The organism is Bradyrhizobium sp. STM 3843, assembly GCF_000239815.1.
Lineage (GTDB): Bacteria > Pseudomonadota > Alphaproteobacteria > Rhizobiales > Xanthobacteraceae > Bradyrhizobium.
This window is the reverse complement of sequence record NZ_CAFK01000323.1, coordinates 1-17,303: the sequence shown is the minus strand read 5'-3', so window position 1 is coordinate 17,303 and position 17,303 is coordinate 1. Positions and strand designations below refer to the sequence as shown.

Genomic DNA, 17,303 nt, shown 5'->3' with positions numbered 1-17,303 from the left:
CCGCTCACAAGTGAGCTCTTGCAAGTGAGCCTTCGGGCGCCGCTCGAGCGGGCGCCCGGTCTCCTCCTCCTGACAGACGCGCGCTCTCCGGAGTGCGCAGGAACACGCCATGAAAACGCTGCGCGTATTGACGACACTTGCGCTGGGCGGCGGCCTGGCCTCAGGCGCCTACTGGTCCTTGGATGACGGACGCTGGCCTGTTCACGCCGAGACGACCATGGCTGCGGCCAGCGCAGACCGAACTCCGCTCTACTATCGCGATCCGAGCGGCGCGCCGTTCTGGTCCGCCGGTCCCAAGAAAGACGACCGCGGACGCGACTACTTGCCCGTCTACGACGACGACCAGGCCGCCTCCGAGCCAGTGAAACCGACGCAACAGGCGGATTCGTCGCGCAAGATCCTCTACTACCGGAATCCGATGGGACTGCCGGACACCTCACCGGTCCCGAAGAAGGACCCGATGGGGATGAACTACATCCCGGTCTATGAAGGCGACGACGTTGATGACGGCACCGTCAAGCTGTCACCGGGCAAGATGCAGCGGAGCGGCGTGACCTCCGAGCCTGCCGAGCGGCGCCCGATCCGGGTGATGGTGAAGGCGCCCGGCACCATCCAGCTGGACGAACGTCTGATCTCGGTGATCGCGATGCGGTCCGAGAGCTTCGTTCAGTCCGTGGCCGACGTCACCACCGGCACGCGCGTGAAGGCCGGCCAGCCATTGATGCAGATCTACAGTTCTGCCATCGCGGCCGCGGCCGCGGAATATCTCTCCACCATCAGTTCGAAGATCGTCGGCAGCGTCGAGGCCTACGGACGCGGCTCGCGCCAGCGCCTGGTCAACCTCGACGTTCCGGAGCCGATCATCACCGAGATGGAAAAATCCCATATCGCGCCGGTCACCGTGCAATGGACAGCGCCGCGCGACGGCATCGTGCTCGAGCGCAATGCGATTCCGGGCATGCGGGCCAATCCCGGTGACGTGCTGTTCCGGATCGCCGACATCTCGACCGTGTGGGCGCTTGTCGATGTCGCCGAACGCGATCTCGGCACCGTCGCGGTCGGGCAGTCCGTCACGATCCACGCCCGCAGCTTCGCCGGCCGGAGCTTTTCCGGAAAGATCGCCGTGATCTATCCCCAGGTGAACCGCGACACGCGCACCGCGCGTATCAGGATCGAGCTTGCCAATCCGGATACGGCGCTGCTTCCGGACATGTATGTCGATGCCGAGATCGACACGGCAGATCCTTCGCCGGTCCTGGCGGTGCCGGAGAGTTCGGTGCTCGATACCGGCGGCCACCAGGCCGTTCTCGTCGACAAGGGGAACGGGCGCTACGAGCCGCGCGACGTCAAGCTCGGACGGCGTGGCGGCGGCTATATCGAGGTGCGCGACGGCGTCGCCGATGGTGAGGCAGTGGTGACGTCGGCGAACTTCCTGATCGATGCCGAGAGCAATCTGAAGGCGGCGCTGAAGGGCTTTGCCGAGGCCTCGCAGCCGGACCAATCAGCCCACGCAGGGATGGGAGAACACCAATGATCGCCCGCATCATCGCATGGTCGGCGCGCAACCTGCTGCTGGTGCTGTTCGGCACCGGCTTCGCGGCTGCGGCCGGATTCTACGCGCTTATTCATCTTCCGCTCGACGCGATCCCGGATCTCTCCGACACCCAGGTGATCGTCTACACCGAATATCCAGGCCAGGCGCCGCAGGTGATCGAGGATCAGGTCACCTATCCCCTGACGACGGCGATGCTGACGGTACCCAAATCCAAGGTGGTGCGCGGCTTCTCGTTCTTCGGCGTGTCGTTCGTCTATGTGATCTTCGAGGACGGCACCGACATTTACTGGGCGCGCTCACGCGTGATGGAGTTCTTGAACAGCGCCGCCTCCCGCCTCCCGGCCGGCGTCACGCCCACGATCGGCCCCGACGCCACCGGCGTCGGCTGGGTCTACCAATATGCCGTGATGTCCAAGGAGCTGAACCTCGCGGACACCAGGACGATCCAGGACTGGAATCTGAAATTCGCGCTGGCCAAGGCGGAAGGCGTCGCCGAGGTCGCGAGCATCGGCGGCTTCGTCAAGCAATACAACGTCGTCCTCGATCCGCAGCGGATGCGCGACCGCGGCATCAGCATGCAGAAGATCCGGGATGCGATCCGCGCCAGCAACGCCGATGTCGGCGGCCGCACGGTCGAACTCTCCGAGTTCGAATACGTCATTCGCGGCAAGGGCTATTTGAAGAGCATCAACGATCTCGGCGACATTGTCCTGAAGGCTTCCGGCGGCACGCCGGTGCTACTGCGCGACGTCGCCCGGGTCGAGCTCGGTCCCGATGAACGCCGCGGTATTGCCGAACTCAATGGCGAAGGCGAGGTCGCGAGCGGAATCGTGCTGCAACGGTTCGGCGTCAACGCGCTCGACGTGATCGAGAACGTCAAGAAGCGCTTCAAGGACATCGCAAGCAGCCTGCCGAAATCGGTGGAGATCGTCCCGGTCTACGACCGGTCGAACCTGATCTACGCCGCGATCGACACGCTCAAGCACACGCTCGTCGAGGAGAGCATCGTCGTCGCGCTGGTCTGCGTCGTGTTCCTGCTGCACGTCCGCAGCGCGCTGGTCGCGATCCTGATGCTCCCCGTGGGCGTGCTGATGGCGTTCGGCGCCATGAAGCTGTTGGGTCTCGGCTCCAACATCATGAGCCTCGGGGGGATCGCGATCGCGATCGGCGCCATGGTGGACGCCGCCATCGTGATGATCGAGAACGCGCACAAGCATCTGGAGCGCGCCAAGCCCGATCAGTCGCGCGTGCAGATCCTGATCGATGCGGCCTCCGAAGTCGGGCCGGCGCTGTTCTTCAGCCTGCTGATCATCACGGTGTCGTTCATGCCGATCTTCACCCTGGAATCCCAGGAAGGCCGGCTGTTCAGCCCGCTTGCCTTCACCAAGACGTTCTCCATGGCCGCGGCGGCGCTGCTCTCGGTGACGCTGGTGCCGGCGCTGATGGTGATCTTCGTCCGCGGCAGGATCGTCCCCGAGAGCCGCAACGTCATCAACCGCTTCCTGATCTGGATCTACCGTCCGGTGATCAAGGGCGTGCTGCGGGCGAAGACGCTGGTCATCCTCCTCGCGCTCGTCGTGCTGGCCGTCTCGATCTGGCCGGCGCGCCAGCTCGGCACCGAGTTCATGCCCAATCTGAACGAGGGGACGTTGCTCTATATGCCGACCACGCTGCCCGGCATCTCCGTGACCAAAGCGGCTGAGCTGATGCAGATGCAGGACCGGATCATCAAGTCGTTCCCCGAGGTCGCCTCGGTCTACGGCAAGGCCGGACGCGCCGCCACCGCGACCGACCCCGCGCCGACCGAGATGTTCGAGACCGTCGTCAATCTGAAACCGAAGGAGCAATGGCGGCCCGGCGTCACCGTCGACAGCCTGATCGCCGAGATGGACAAGGCGCTGCAGTTTCCGGGCGTATCGAACGCCTGGACCATGCCGATCAAGGCGCGGATCGACATGCTCTCGACCGGCATCCGTACGCCTGTTGGCGTCAAGGTGATGGGCACCGATCTGGTCGAGATCGACCGCCTGGCCAAGCAGATCGAGCGCGTGCTCAAGGCGGTGCCGGGCACCTCGTCAGCCTATGCGGAGCGGGGGATCGGCGGTTACTACCTGGAGATCACGCCCGACCGCGACGCGCTCGCCCGTTACGGCATCCTGATCCAGGACGTCCAAGACACCATCGCAGCCGCACTCGGCGGCCAGACCGTCACCACCACGGTTGAGGGCCGGCAGCGCTTCACGGTCAACATGCGCTACCCGCGCGACCTCAGAGACAATCCGAAGGCCATCGCCAGCGACATCCTGGTGCCGATGCCCGCAGGCGGCGCGGTGCCGCTCGGCGAGGTCGCGAAGGTCGAGCCGGCGCGCGGTCCGACCTCGATCCGCACCGAGAACGGCCAGCTTGCGACCTATATCTACGTCGATATCCGGGATCGCGACATCGGCAGCTACGTGGCCGACGCGCAGCGTGCTGTGACCGAGAGCATCCAGTTTCCGGCCGGCACCTATGTGGTCTGGAGCGGACAGTACGAATATCTGCAGCGGGCCGCAGCACGTCTGAAGGTGGTGGTGCCGGTGACGCTGACGATCATCTTCCTGCTCTTGTACCTGAACTTCAGGTCGATCACGGAGACGCTGATCGTGATGCTCTCGTTGCCCTTCGCGCTGGTCGGCGGCATCTGGATGATGTGGTGGCTCGGCTTCAATCTCTCGGTCGCAGTCGCGGTCGGCTTCATCGCGCTTGCGGGCGTTGCCGCTGAGACCGGCGTGGTGATGCTGATCTATCTCGATCACGCATTGGCCGAGATGAAGGCGAGGGTGAGCGCGGCCGGCGGAGCTCTGACCCGCAAGGACCTCCACGAAGCGATCATGGAGGGCGCGGTCGAACGGGTCCGCCCCAAGATGATGACGGTGGTCGCGATCATGGCGGGTCTGCTGCCGATCATGTGGAGCAGCGGGACCGGCTCGGAGATCATGCAGCGGATCGCGGTACCGATGATCGGCGGCATGATTTCCTCAACGCTGCTGACGCTGATCGTCATCCCCGCGATCTTCGGTCTGGTGAAAGGGCGCGGCCTTCTCCGCGACGAGGCGGCCGGACGACTATCGCGCGGCGACGAGGCGAAGGATGTGCCGAAGGCGGCGTGAGGAGGGTCGCCAACCTGGAGGCACGCACGCCTATCGATAGGTGATCAGGCCGGCAAAACCTTCGTCCATGTGATCCTGGTGATGGCAGTGGAAGAAGGTCGCGCCCGGATCGTCGGCGACGAAATCGATCTCGGCGGTCGAGAAGCGCGGCAGGCTGATGGTGTCCTTGATGACGCCGGATGTCGGCTTGTCGCCGACCTTGGTGATCTCGAAGGAATGCCGATGCAGATGCACCGGATGTTCGTCTCCGCTGTTGTTGTTGAGCAGCAGGCGGTAACGCTTGCCCTCGGTGACCGTGAACAACGGATTGGTCTCAGGCCAGGACTTGCCGTTGATGGTCCAGCGGTTGTAGCCGCCCCGACCGCCCGGAATTTTCTCGAATTTCAGGCCGATCGTCTCGTCGGGTGCAGCAGCCGCCGCGCCGGGGCGACCGAACGCGGTACAGTCCCATTTGGGATTGGCAGGCGCCGACCAGGCAGGTTCACCGCTGCGGTTGGCATATTCCACGACCACGCCCATGCCCATGTTGCGATCCTCGTCATCGGTCGAGCCGAACACCCAGATGCCGGGATTGTTCATCTCGACGATCACGTCGGCCCGCTCGGCAACGTCCAGCTTCAGCACATCGACCGTCGCGGAGGTCGGAACCGGGTTGCCGTCGAGCGCGAGGACCTTGAACCGGTGCCCCGGCAGCGCGAGCGAGATGCCCATGTTGCCGCTCGCATTGAGCAGCCGAAACAGCACGCGCTCGCCTTCACGGACCCGGATCGGCTCGCCGTGACCGAGCATGCGGTCGCCCAAGGTGGCGGCGTGATACATGACCTCGAGGCCATTGTCCGGCGGCGGACCTTTCTTGATGTCCTGCAGACTGACCCAATGGCCATCCCAATGGTGGGCCGCAAGCAGCACCTCGCGATCGTAGCTCCCGGGATCGCCGGCCGCGGGCTCCACGATCAGAAAGCCGAATTCACCGGTATAGGTGCTCTTATTGAGATCGGTCATCGCCATCGCGTGGCTGTGATACCAGCGCGTCCCCGACGGCTTCGGCGTATACGAATAGGTCAGCGTCTTGCCCGGCGCAATGATCGGCGAACCTTCTTCCGTTGCACCGTCCTCAGTCGCGGGAATCATCAGGCCGTGCCAGTGGATCAGATTGGGGTAACCGGACTCATTGCTGACATCGATCCGGACTGCCCTGCCTTCCTTGAGCCGCAGCGCCGGACCGGGAACGCTCCCATTATAGGCGGTGGTCTTGATCACCTTGCCCGGTGCGATCTCGATCGAGGTCGGCGCGATGCTGATCTTGTAGTCGGCAGCCTCACTCTGCGTCGTCTGAGCGCGGACGAGAGGCATGGTCCGGGCCGCCAGCAGCGAGACCGCGCCGGCTTGGGCGCCGCGCAGCAATGTTCTGCGGCTGAGGCGCGGCAGTGCCTGGCGCATCTCTCGGTCTCGATCGTAGGTGGTCATCACCTGCTCCGCTCAAAACGCGACACGTCGCGAGCCCGCAATGTCCGACGGGTGACGCAGCCAAACAAGGGAGCGGTGGCAACAAAACAAGTTGATGCTTGACTTGAGGCTTCATCGGGAACCGATATGAAGGGGGACGCCGGTAGATGGAGGTCGTATGAAAGAAGGAGCTATCGCCGATCCCGAGCCGGTCTCCGAAGGGGAGCGAGCTGATCGCACATCGCCGACGCAAGTGCTCCTGATCTTTCTCAGGCTCGGGCTGACCTGCTTCGGTGGGCCGATCGCCCATATCGGCTATTTCCGCGACGAGTTCGTCGTGCGCCGGAGGTGGATCGACGAACATGCCTTCGCCGACCTCGTCGGGCTCTGCCAGTTCCTCCCCGGGCCGGCCAGCAGCCAGGTCGGGTTTTCGATCGGGCTGATGCGCGCCGGCTATCTCGGCGCGCTCGCCGCGTGGACCGGCTTCACCCTGCCGTCCGCCATCGCACTGATCCTGTTCGCCTATGGCGCCAGTGCGCTGAGCGGACCACTCGGCAACGGACTGCTGCACGGCCTCAAGCTGACCGCGGTCGCAATCGTGGCGCAGGCCGTCTGGGGCATGGCCCGCACGCTCTGCCCGGATCGCGAGCGCGCGTCGATCGCGGTCGCAGCCGCGCTGATCATATTGTTCAGCACACAGTCGGTCGTGCAGATCGGCGCGATCCTGCTCGGCGGGATCGCCGGGGTCCTGCTCTGCCGCAGCGAGGTCGCCGCGCCGTCCGGGCACATCGAGATGCCTGTGTCGCGGACCGCGGGCCTCGTTGCACTCGCGGCCTTCTTCCTGCTGCTGATCGGGCTTCCGCTGGTGCGCGCTGCGACCGGATCGTCCGGCGTGGCGCTGTTCGACGCCTTCTATCGCTCGGGCGCGCTCGTCTTCGGCGGCGGCCACGTCGTGCTGCCGCTGCTGCGCGAGGCCTTCGTCACGCCGGGCTGGCTGAGCGACGATGCGTTCCTCGCCGGCTACGGCGCGGCCCAGGCGGTGCCGGGGCCGCTGTTCACTTTCGCAGCCTATCTGGGAGCGGTGGTCACGCCAGAGCCGCACGGGCTGGCGGGGGCAGTGCTGGGTCTCGTCGGCATCTTTCTGCCGGGAATTTTGATCCTGCTCGGCGCCCTGCCATTCTGGGACTCGTTCCGGAGACGCGCCGGCGCGCAGGCGATGATGCGCGGCGTCAACGCCGCGGTGGTCGGCCTTCTTGGCGCGGCGCTGTACAACCCGGTCTGGACCAGCACCGTGCACAACAGGCGGGATTTCGGCCTGGCGCTGGTCGGCTTCGTGCTGCTCACCGCCTGGCGCGCGCCGCCACTCGTCGTCGTGGCGATCAGCGCGGTCGGAGGCGTCCTGCTCGCGGCAGCGGGATCGTAGATCGAGGGTCGCTCCGCTCGCGAGGTCGAGAGATCTGCGTATGCGTCAGGATCCTGACGTCTCCTGGCACGTCGCATCGGGCGACGCGACATCGAACCGCGCATAGCGCAATGCAAGCGGCGGCAGCACGAGAAGGTTCAGTGCCATCGAGGTCACGAGGCCGCCGACAATCACGATGGCCATCGGCCCTTCGATTTCACGGCCCGGCTCGCCGGCGCCGAGCGCCAGCGGCAGCAAGCCGAGGCCCGTCACAAGCGAAGTCATCAAGATCGGAACGAGGCGATCGGCCGCGCCCTCAATTGCCGTCTCAGCTCCCCAGACACGACGTTCGACGGTGACCAGATGCTCATAATGCGAGATCATCAGGATGGAGTTGCGAAGCGTGATTCCAAACAGGGTGACAAACCCGACCATCGAGCCGAGGGACAGCAATCTGCCCGTGAATGCGACCGCGAACACGCCGCCCACAAACGCAAACGGCAGGTTGATGAGGACGAGCACCAAATTGCGCCAGTGGCCAGTGACGAACGATAGCAGCAGGACGATGCCAGTCGCCGCCAGCAGTGAATTCACCAGGAGATCGCGCCGCGACCGGGCCTGCGCCTCGGCCGCTCCCGCGAACTCGACATGGGCACCGGGCGGAAGCTTGACTTCGCTGGCGATCTTCCGTCTGGCATCGGCAACAAAGGATTCGAGGTCACGCCCGCTGACACCGGCAGTAACCGTCTGAGCGCGTTGCCCGTCTCGATGGAGGACCTGATAGCGACCGGACGCACCGTAGACGTCCGCGATCTGCCTCAGCAGAACATAAGCGCCGCTCGGTGTCCGCAGAGGCATGTCGCCAATCTGAGAAAGACGGGCGTTGGCACGCGTGTCCATCCTGACGATCACGTTGAAGACCGTGTTACCTTCATAGGCCTGACCGACCACGTCACCCTGATACGCCGTCCGGATCAGTTCCAGCACATCGACCGAGTCCAATCCCCATCGCTGCAGATCGGTCGGGCGAAGCGTCACATCGACCTGCGGCATCCCCGGCGGAGCTTGTTGCTGGACCTCGATCGCGCCCCGAACCTCCCCGAGCTCACGGGCAATGTCGCGTGCCGCGCGCTGTAATGAGTCGAGATCGGGACCGAAGACGTTCACGACCACCGCTGCGTTGAAGCCGGACACCGTCTCCTCGATGCGCTCGGTCAAATAGGTCTTGATCGAAAAGACGATGCCGGGGAAGTCCGCCAAGGCAGATCGAATGCGCGTCTCCGTCGTTTCCTGGTCCGCCCCGGACAGCCCTGGCTGGAAGTCGATCTCGAACTCGCTGGAGTGGGGACCGACCGTGTCGATGCCCGCCTCGGCGCGTCCCACATGCTGGGCCACGCTGCGCACGCCCGGCACGGTTCGAAGGGCATCGGTGATCAGCTTGCCGATGCGCAGTGATTCATCGAGCGACGTCCCGGGAATCGCGGACACGTGCAGGATCAGATGACCCTCCTTCAGATCGGGCAGGAAGGTGCCACCGAAGAACGGCAACATGCCGGCCCCCAGCATGGTGAGAAGCACCGCGGTCGCGACCACCAACCGAGGAAACCTCCCGATCCCTCGCAGCAAACTTTCGTAGTGGCGACGTGACCAGCGCACCAGGGGCGGCGGTCTGTGCTTTCGGCCCGCAGCCGTCTTTCCCGCCAGCAGGACCATGGAGAGCGCAGGCGTGACCGTGAGCGCGACAACGAGCGAGGCCGCCACAGCGAGGATATAGGCGATGCCGAGAGGCCCAAACAGGCGGCCGGCGACCCCCGGAAGGACAAGGATCGGCACGAACACCATGAGCGCCGCAAAGGTCGCGTAGACGACAGAGGTGCGGACCTCGAGCATGGCGCCAAGCACGACTTGCGCCTCGGCGCGAGGTGTCGCGGAATGGCGATTCTCGCGCAAGCGGCGCACGACATTCTCGACGCCGATCACGGCGTCATCGACGACTTCGCCGATGGCGATCGCAAGTCCGCCGAGGGTCATCGTATTGAGGCTTTCGCCCATCCATTCCAGGGCAAGCACGGCCGCGAGCAGCGACAGCGGAATTGCGGTGCAGCTGATGACGGAAGTGCGCCAATCAAACAAGAACAGCAGCAGGACGATGATCACCAGCGCGCCGCCGATCAGCAGCGCGTACAGGACGTTGCTGGTCGCCGTATCGATGAAACTTGCCGGGCGAAACAGATCGGCATGGAGCTGGACCGCTTCGGTCTCCAGCGCCGGCCGCAAGTCCCGCAGCGCCGCTTCGACCCGCGTCGCGACCTCGCGGGTGTTCGCGCCGTATTGCTGACTGATCATCAGCATGATCCCGGGCCGTCCGTTGATCAGCGCAGCACCGATCGGCGGCTCGGGCGCGGTCTCGACCGTGGCAACATCGCCGAGCACGACGCTTGCGCCATCATGGTGGAAGAGAACCGTGCGAGCGAGTTGTTCGGCCGTCAACGATTGGCCCTGCGTCTGTAAGACGACGCGCTGATTGGCCGTGTCGACGAACCCGGCTCCGCGGACCCCAGTGGCTTTCCGCGCTGCGGTCAGAACGTCATTCATGCCGACGTTGAACCGGACCAGATCGTCGGGGCGGACCTGCACTTGCAGCGACCTCGTGTCGCCTCCGTAGGTCGATATCTGCGCCACGCCGGGCACAGCCAAGAGCCGCCTGCCCACCGTCCAGTCCGCAAGCGTGCGCAAATCCATCAGCGAGCGCCGCTCGGAGGTCAGGCCGATCACGAGCACGGTGCCGGCTGAGGACGTCAGCGGCGTCATGGAAGGAGGCTGCACGCCTTGCGGAAGGCGGCTGGCAAGGACCCCGAGGCGCTCGGCGACCAGTTGCCGTGCCCGGTAGATGTCGCTGCCCGGCTGAAAGATCACCGTCAGGACCGACAAGCCCTGAATCGAGGATGAGCGCATGCTCTCGATCCCAGGCAAGCCACTAATCGATGTTTCGACCGGCTGGGTGACGAGGACCTCGACCTGCTCGGGGCCGAGGCCCGGCGCTTCGGTCTGGACCGAGACCTGCGGCGGAGCGAATTCGGGAAACACGCCATAGCTCGCATTGCCGAGGGCAAACAGGCCGTAGCCGGCGATGGCGCATGCGAGCGCGAGCACGATCCCGCGGAAGCGGATGGCAAAGGAAACCAACGCCGCCTGCGGCCCCGCCGGTGTCGGGCCGACGCCGTCAATCATTGTCGTCGTCGCCCCGAAGCTCGCTCCTGGCCTCTTCGGACAGCAGAACCTGCGCGCCCCGTACCACGATCTCGGAGCCCGGCGGGATATCCTGCACGACGTAGTCGTCGTCGGACACAGGCTGATCCGTGCTGATCGGATGCCGCTTGAAGCTGGTGGGTCCGGCGCGGAGATACACCCACGACCGGCCCTGCCATTGGACGATGGCAGTGTCCTCGACGAAGACGCCCTCATAGGTCTTGCCCGAGGGGACATAGACCGTGGTGTTCATCCCTGGCAGCAGGCCGCTGTCGCCGGATGCCACAAAGAAGTAGCTGAGCCCCTGGATCCGCGCGTCCGTTCGCGTGGCCGGGGAGATGTAGGAGAGATCGATGTTGGCGCTCTGTGTCGGCGCTTGCGCCAGCGCGGCCCGCGGCTCCCCGGTGAGGACCACGCCCGGCGGCAAGGTGACCTGAACAAGAAACTGGTCGCGCTCGATCAATCGCAGGACATGCGGTGAGCGCTCGACGATCCACTTTCCGATCACGACGCCCCATTCCTGCCGCGCGGTCGCCGCGAGCGTCTTCACCTGCGATTCCGCGGCAGCGAGGGAGGCCTGATCGGTTCGGAGCGTTCCTTCGGCGGTCTCGACGTCCTTCTTCGGCATCGCCGCAGATTGGACGAGGTTCTGGACCCGGTCGAACGCGCTCTTGGCCACGTCGAACTTGGCCTGCGCCGTCTGCAACTGCGCCTGGGCATTGGTGTAGCTGTTGGTGAGCTCGGTCACCCGGGCGACATCGAGTACGGCGCCATAGGCCCGGAATTGCTCAGGATGAGGCGCCGCCTCCAGGACTGCGGTCTGCAGCCCGATCTGCCGCTGCTGCACGGCGGAAAGGCTGACGGTACCGGGCGACGCATGTGCGGCGGAAGACGACGCCGCATTGTCCGGGCCGTCGTCGTTTGTCTGCAAAGGCGCGGCGCCGGTTCGGGCGGCGGCCCAGATCAGGGAGCCCGCCGTCAGCAGGCAAACGGCAACGGCGAACCTGCGCACGAATCCGCCATTTCTGGGCAAGAGGACACCTGGAGCTTGTCGGTCTGCAACGATTATCGCCCTGAAGACCGGGCTTCAAGGGGCGACATTGGCCCGCACCCGATGACACCAGCGGGCGATCCGGACCGCCTCGATCGCGACACTCCCGCTCATCGTCCTGCTAATAGTCCTTCAACAGCCGCTCGATGTAGTCCAGCTCGATCTGCGGCCGCGACGGATCGGCAAGCCGGCGGCGCAGCTCTTCCAGGATGCGGCGGACGCGCTGAACGTCGATCTCGCCGGGGACCTTCTGGGAGAAATCGTCGATGTCGCGACCGGGATGCCAGGGGCGGCCGAGCGGATCGGTCTGCCCATTGCCGGCCTGACGGCCGACGCGGCTGCCCTGACCGTCGCCCTGCTGCTCGCCGTCGCCCTGCTGCATCGCCTCGGCCAGGCTCTGCGCGCCCTTGCGCAGCGCGTCGAGCGCCTTGCCCTGGCTCTCCACGGCGCCGTCGGGATTGCCGTCGCCGAGCTGGCTGCCGGCATCCCCCATCGCGCTGTCGGCCTCGTCGAGACCGTCGCCCTGATCTCCCTGGTCGCCTTGATCACCCTGGTCACCTTGGCCGCTCTGACCCTGTTGACCTTGCTGACCCTTTTGCCCCTTCTGGCCGCGCTGCCCCTGACCCATGCCGCGCTTGGCAAGCTGGTCCTGAAGCTGCTTGAGCCGGTCGCGCAGCGCCTGCTGATCCTGCTGCAGGTCACCGAAGCTCTGGTCCTGATCGCCCTGCTGCTTGCCGCGCATGCGGTCGCGCCGGGAGTCCTGGCCCTGCTTGAAGGTCTTGTCGCGCAACTGCTGCTGCTTGCGGATCATGTCGCCGAGCTCGTTGAGCGACTGCTCCATCTCGTTGTCGTCGCCCTGGCCGGGCTGCGCCATCTGCAGGTTTTCCAGCATCTGCTGCAGCTGTTCGAGCAGCTCGCGCGCGCCTTCCTTGTCGCCGGAGCGCGACAGCCGCTCCATGCGGTCGATCATGTTCTGCAGGTCCTGCTGCCGCAGGAACTTGGTGTTGGGATCGAGCGGGCGCTGCGCCAGCTGCGGATTGTTGCGCAGCTGCTCGGCGAGCTGGCGCATGTAGTTGTCCATCGCCTGGCGCAGGTCCTGCGTCAGCTTCTTGATCTCCTCGTCGCTGGCGCCGCGCTCCAGCGCCTGCTTCAACGCGTCCTGCGCCGCGCGCAGCGCCTTGTCGACGTCGGTGATGTTGCCGTCCTCGATGGTGACGGCGAGCGCCCAGAGGCTGGCGACCACCTCGCGGAGCGCGTCATCGGTGCGCGCGGCCTCGAGCTGGCTGGTGACCGAGCGGAGGCCGAGATACTGCCCCGTCTCCGGCGTGAACAGCTCGGGCGCGATCAACAGCGCATCGAGCGCGGTGAACACGTCGCCATTGCGGTTGGCGTCGAGCGCCAGGATGCGGCGCTGCTCGATCAGCGCGCGCGCCAACGGCTTGGTGAACAGCCGCTCCGGCAGCCGCGTCTCGAACGGCTCGCTCTTGCCCTCATTGCCGCCTTCGTCCTTGGCCGTCAGCGTGATCGTGACATCGGCGCCGGCGTAGGGATCCTCACTGAGGTCCTTCACCGTCTGCCCGACGCCGTTGCGGGTCCGCGCATTCGGCAGCACCAGCGGAAACTCCGGCGGCTGGAACAGCGGCCGCGGCGCTTGCGCACTCGGCTCCCTTGGCTGCTTGTCGGCCGAGCGCGCGGCGACATGGGCCTGCGCTTCGGAGACGCCGTAATCGTCCTCGAGCTTGTAGGACAGTTTCAGCGCGCCTTTCGCCTGGCGCTCCGGATCCTTGGCGAAGCTGATGGTCGGCGGCCGGTCCGGAGTCGCGGCGAACGCCCATTGCGGCTGGCCGGAGGGCGCGCGCACATGGACGGTGCCGTCGGTCGCGATGGTGTAGTGCTTCTCGATGGTGCCCTGGGGCACCGGCTCGGTGGTCGCCGCCTCGGTGATGCCGCCACCGGTGACGACGTCGAGATTGGTGCCGCTCGCACGCACGATCAGGGTGCTGCCCGCGGGCACCGCGAGCACGCCGCTGGGCGGCAATGCCGCGTCCTTGTTGGCCGCCGACAGGATGATCGGTGGCCGGCCGGTGTAGACCGGCGGATTCACCCAGGCGTCGACGCGAACCGCGACCGGCGCCAGCACGCCGTTCCAGTCGAAGGCCGAGGCGACCCGCATGGTCCGCTCGTCGCCGGCTGCGACATAGGTCGCGACCATCAGCACCACGACCAAAGCGCGCAGCGCCCAGGGATCATGCAGCGACAGCCGCGGACGCGGCCGGCCGGCACGGATCCGCTTGATCGAGGCCAGCGTGCGCTCGCGCTGCGCCTGCCACAATGCGCGCGCGATCGGGTCCTGCGTGGACAGGGTGTCGGTGAGGGCGGTGGCCGGGCGGTGCGCGATTCCGGAAGCGCGATCGAGCCGCGCCAAGCCCTCGTCGCGGGTCGGCCAGCGGAACCGGAGCGCCGGCACCAGCGCAGCCAGCGTGAGCAGGACGAACAGGCCGACCCCGATCACGCGTGCGGCAAACGGCAGCGACAGCCACAGCCCGGCCCAGGACACCACCAAAAACAGGCCGATCGCGGTCAGTACGCGCGCGAGATGCGGCCAGCCGCGCTCCCATGCGATCGCGAGGCGCGCCTGCTGCAACGCTTGCGTCAGCTTCAGCCGCGCCAGCGCATCAGGGGTGGTTACCGGCCGAGCCGGATCAGGAGTGGCACCGCTCAACAAACTCTCCAGGTTGCCCGGACCGCCAGCCTACCACAAAGGCGCAAGCCGGCCACCCGTTCCTGCGGACTTTCCCGCCTTCGATGGTCCGATCACACGCGAGTGTGACCGAGCAGGTTCCCCGGGCATTTACGGGGCGATTCCACCAGCTTTGCGCGCGACCAGGTTGATCCCGCCTACACATCAGAGGCCGCTTGCCATGAACCCGAAAGATGGTCGTCACGCATCCACATGAGCGTTCGTTCTCGCGGCAGATTGCGCCCGAGTTTTGTCCGGCAATGCCGCCCTCGTTAAGTCGAGGGCGCAGGGAAGGTCGGGAGCTGGCCTCTCCCATGGCCCGCCTGCAACAAAGAACGCAGGCGGCAGTCACCACAGGATCAGCCGAGACATCCCGACCTTCCCTGCGCGATGGTGTTACGATTTATACGCGCTCTTCCCGGGGACCGGCTTTGTTGCCCCCGTCGCAGGCGATTCGTCATCGGCCTGCTTGGCATCAGCACCGGGATGCCAGAACCACGCGACTTCACCGTCGCATCGGGATCGTTCGTCCGCACGAGACAGTTCGCGCTGCGACCCGACACGCCCACCGCATCCCGCACCCGACGTCCGTGACGATCGCGAAGCGCCCCCTCGGTGGGGCGGGATGGGATCATCAAAGCACAATTTCGGAAAAAACGCAATAGGAATATTTTGCGCGAGGGCCGAACGGGCGCGACGCGTTGAAAGTGTTCGTGAACTTAGTCGTTCGACGCGACGAGAGGGGCACGCATTCAGCGCTAACCGTCGATCGCAAGCCGAAAAGCTGATCCGGAGCCGTTGCTACCTAGCGTCCGCTGTCGACCTGATCAACGCATACGCAGCATCGAACCGGATAGCTAATCACGGTGTCGCCGTAACTTTCACCCAAAGATCCTTTTTTCGCTCAGCCATCAAACATCCATTTCAACGACACGAAGCTCGCCGCTGAAGCAAGTTACTTGCCCGCTCACTCCTGAACGAATCAAACATTTTCCCAGCCTGCTCGCAGGCTCAATTATCGTCTCGAACGAATGCAACCAGGGATTTCGCAAGAGACTGAACTGACGATTTATTTCTCTCGTCATAGATTGAGATCATACCACGTCGCACCACGATTTCTGACATGAAACCGAGGCACTCGCCTAGAGTACGGAAAATCAAATGCGGATCAGTGGTGTCGATCTCTGCTTTCTTGATCGCCTTTACAATTTCATCTTGACTTAAATTAGGGCACTGGCAGCGTTGCTGTACCAAGCTCGAAAGCGATTGGGCGTTTTCGGATATATAGCCGTATACTTCACTTTCCGGAATCTCGCCCGGCAACTTTAGTATTTTGCCACTTGCTGCAATTGGCTGGTCACCATCGACCACTGCAATCGCTCTTTTCGATATGCTGGGGTTCTTGTTGTGATGTTCCGCAACGCTGATAAGATAAGGGTATCCTCCGGCGGCATGAATTTCTGTCGCTGCTAGCGCCTTCATGTCGTATTGTCGCAGGATATCTTCGACCCAATCTACAGCAAAGTCGTCTTCGACAAAGATAACTCGCTCCTTCTCGCCGCCACCCGTGATCGCACGTAAACTGTCGATTGACAGGCGCCCCTGATAAGCCTCGCCGTCAATGCAAGCCCAAATAGCCTCGGGCGGTAGCTTTTTGAGCGCATACTCGGAATGCGTTGTGAAAATTACTTGGAGGCGCTTTCTTTCGGCCGCACCGATCAAGTACTCCACCATCCGTTCGGTGGCTACAGGATGAAGCCCATTCTCAATCTCTTCGATCAAGATCAAAGCCTCATTATCTGCGGCCTCGATTCTTGTAACCATCTCGATAATTGACGCTTCTCCCGCGCCGAAGTGGAACTGCGAGTAGTCATTCGCTTTTTGATAGCCGAGAAGAATGTAATCTTCGTCCGTTTTGTGCAATTTTGCGAGCTTAAACGCTGTAAGATCTTTACCGAGTATGTGACCGGCGTGCCTTCTTACTGCAACCGGCAGCGGCGTGATGATAGGGTTTCGCTGCGTCATCCCAATAAATTTCTTGTATCTTGTTTGCTCTCCAGCAGGAACAGTTCTTTGTATCTTGAAAACTATCACGTCTCGGTCGAGAGAATTGTCCCGCCTCCACTTTGCAGCTACGAATCGAGCGTTCTTGCTCAGCGCAGCATTTGCCACTTCCCGATCTAGAATGTCATATTCGATGCGCCAATCGGCCATCGATGTATCTCCAACATTCGACTTTGGAAAAAAATCTCCTGGCTTCACCGATTTATAGGCGAGCGCGGCGGCTCCTAAGATAGTAGATTTGCCGCCACCATTTGTACCTATTACTGCCGTTACTGGAAATGCTAACGTGATCTTCTGATCACCGAAGGCGCGCACATTTCGCAAACGGACTTCTAGCAAATATTTTTGATAGTTTCGCTTTGCTACACGCGTTCCTAGTGCCCTTAATGTCGAGGGTGCAACACTCATATCCAATCTCGCTTTAGTTGCAATGACCCAACTAGGCCAACAAAACGAGACATCGTCAAGCTTGTTAACATGCATTCCGCGGATCAAACCTCGACCACTTCACCAGCTTTACGGTGACAGTGCACCGGCCCGGTCGGGTGCACTCATCGATCCTCCGCCTCCGCTGGCTTCGGCCCGCGCTTACCGGGTTTGAGCACCCGTCCGGTCAGCTTCTCGATGCGTGTGAGGAAGCGCTCGTT

General features: G+C 64.0%; 8 protein-coding genes. 3 read left to right on the top strand and 5 right to left on the bottom strand.

The features are described from left to right. The first annotated feature begins 109 nt into the window (after positions 1-109). Both BRAS3843_RS35540 and BRAS3843_RS35535 read left to right on the top strand, forming a co-directional pair. Positions 110-1,534 carry an efflux RND transporter periplasmic adaptor subunit gene (locus BRAS3843_RS35540; RefSeq protein WP_008974105.1) on the top strand — a complete coding sequence of 475 codons (1,425 nt, stop codon included), beginning with the start codon at positions 110-112 and terminating at the stop codon, positions 1,532-1,534. Further along, positions 1,531-4,704, top strand: coding sequence for an efflux RND transporter permease subunit (locus BRAS3843_RS35535; RefSeq protein WP_008974104.1), 3,174 nt, complete (start codon positions 1,531-1,533; stop codon positions 4,702-4,704). The genes BRAS3843_RS35540 and BRAS3843_RS35535 overlap by 4 nt, the downstream gene beginning before the upstream one ends. 30 nt (positions 4,705-4,734) lie before the next feature. Here BRAS3843_RS35535 and BRAS3843_RS35530 read toward each other — a convergent pair whose 3' ends face one another. Beyond that, a complete protein-coding gene (locus tag BRAS3843_RS35530; RefSeq protein ID WP_008974103.1) occupies positions 4,735-6,171 on the bottom strand; it encodes a multicopper oxidase family protein in 1,437 nt (478 codons plus the stop codon). A gap of 157 nt (positions 6,172-6,328) precedes the next feature. On the opposite strand from BRAS3843_RS35530, the gene chrA reads away from it, so the two are divergent. Further along, positions 6,329-7,573, top strand: coding sequence for a chromate efflux transporter (gene chrA / locus BRAS3843_RS35525; RefSeq protein WP_008974102.1), 1,245 nt, complete (start codon positions 6,329-6,331; stop codon positions 7,571-7,573). 45 nt (positions 7,574-7,618) lie between these two features. Here the strand turns inward: chrA and BRAS3843_RS35520 are convergent, their stop codons facing one another. From BRAS3843_RS35520 to BRAS3843_RS35505, 4 genes are all read right to left on the bottom strand, one after another. Then, on the bottom strand, positions 7,619-10,783 hold the full coding sequence (locus tag BRAS3843_RS35520; protein ID WP_008974101.1) for an efflux RND transporter permease subunit: 3,165 nt from the start codon (positions 10,781-10,783) through the stop codon (positions 7,619-7,621). After that, on the bottom strand, positions 10,776-11,732 hold the full coding sequence (locus tag BRAS3843_RS35515; RefSeq protein ID WP_050886592.1) for a multidrug transporter: 957 nt from the start codon (positions 11,730-11,732) through the stop codon (positions 10,776-10,778). Before BRAS3843_RS35515 ends, BRAS3843_RS35520 begins: the two co-directional genes overlap by 8 nt. A 241-nt stretch (positions 11,733-11,973) precedes the next feature. Further along, positions 11,974-14,574 carry a TIGR02302 family protein gene (locus BRAS3843_RS35510; protein WP_008974099.1) on the bottom strand — a complete coding sequence of 867 codons (2,601 nt, stop codon included), beginning with the start codon at positions 14,572-14,574 and terminating at the stop codon, positions 11,974-11,976. A gap of 1,029 nt (positions 14,575-15,603) precedes the next feature. Then, positions 15,604-17,064, bottom strand: a complete 1,461-nt coding sequence (locus tag BRAS3843_RS35505; protein WP_035983910.1) for an AAA family ATPase — start codon at positions 17,062-17,064, stop codon at positions 15,604-15,606. Between the last annotated feature and the right edge of the window lie 239 nt (positions 17,065-17,303).

Bases quoted from the DNA above. Each gene is read 5' to 3' on its own strand.
- BRAS3843_RS35540 (WP_008974105.1), top strand. From the start codon at position 110: ATGAAAACGCTGCGCGTATTGACGACACTTGCGCTGGGCGGCGGCCTG.
- BRAS3843_RS35535 (WP_008974104.1), top strand. From the start codon at position 1,531: ATGATCGCCCGCATCATCGCATGGTCGGCGCGCAACCTGCTGCTGGTG.
- BRAS3843_RS35530 (WP_008974103.1), bottom strand. From the start codon at position 6,171: ATGACCACCTACGATCGAGACCGAGAGATGCGCCAGGCACTGCCGCGC.
- chrA (WP_008974102.1), top strand. From the start codon at position 6,329: ATGAAAGAAGGAGCTATCGCCGATCCCGAGCCGGTCTCCGAAGGGGAG.
- BRAS3843_RS35520 (WP_008974101.1), bottom strand. From the start codon at position 10,783: ATGATTGACGGCGTCGGCCCGACACCGGCGGGGCCGCAGGCGGCGTTG.
- BRAS3843_RS35505 (WP_035983910.1), bottom strand. From the start codon at position 17,064: ATGAGTGTTGCACCCTCGACATTAAGGGCACTAGGAACGCGTGTAGCA.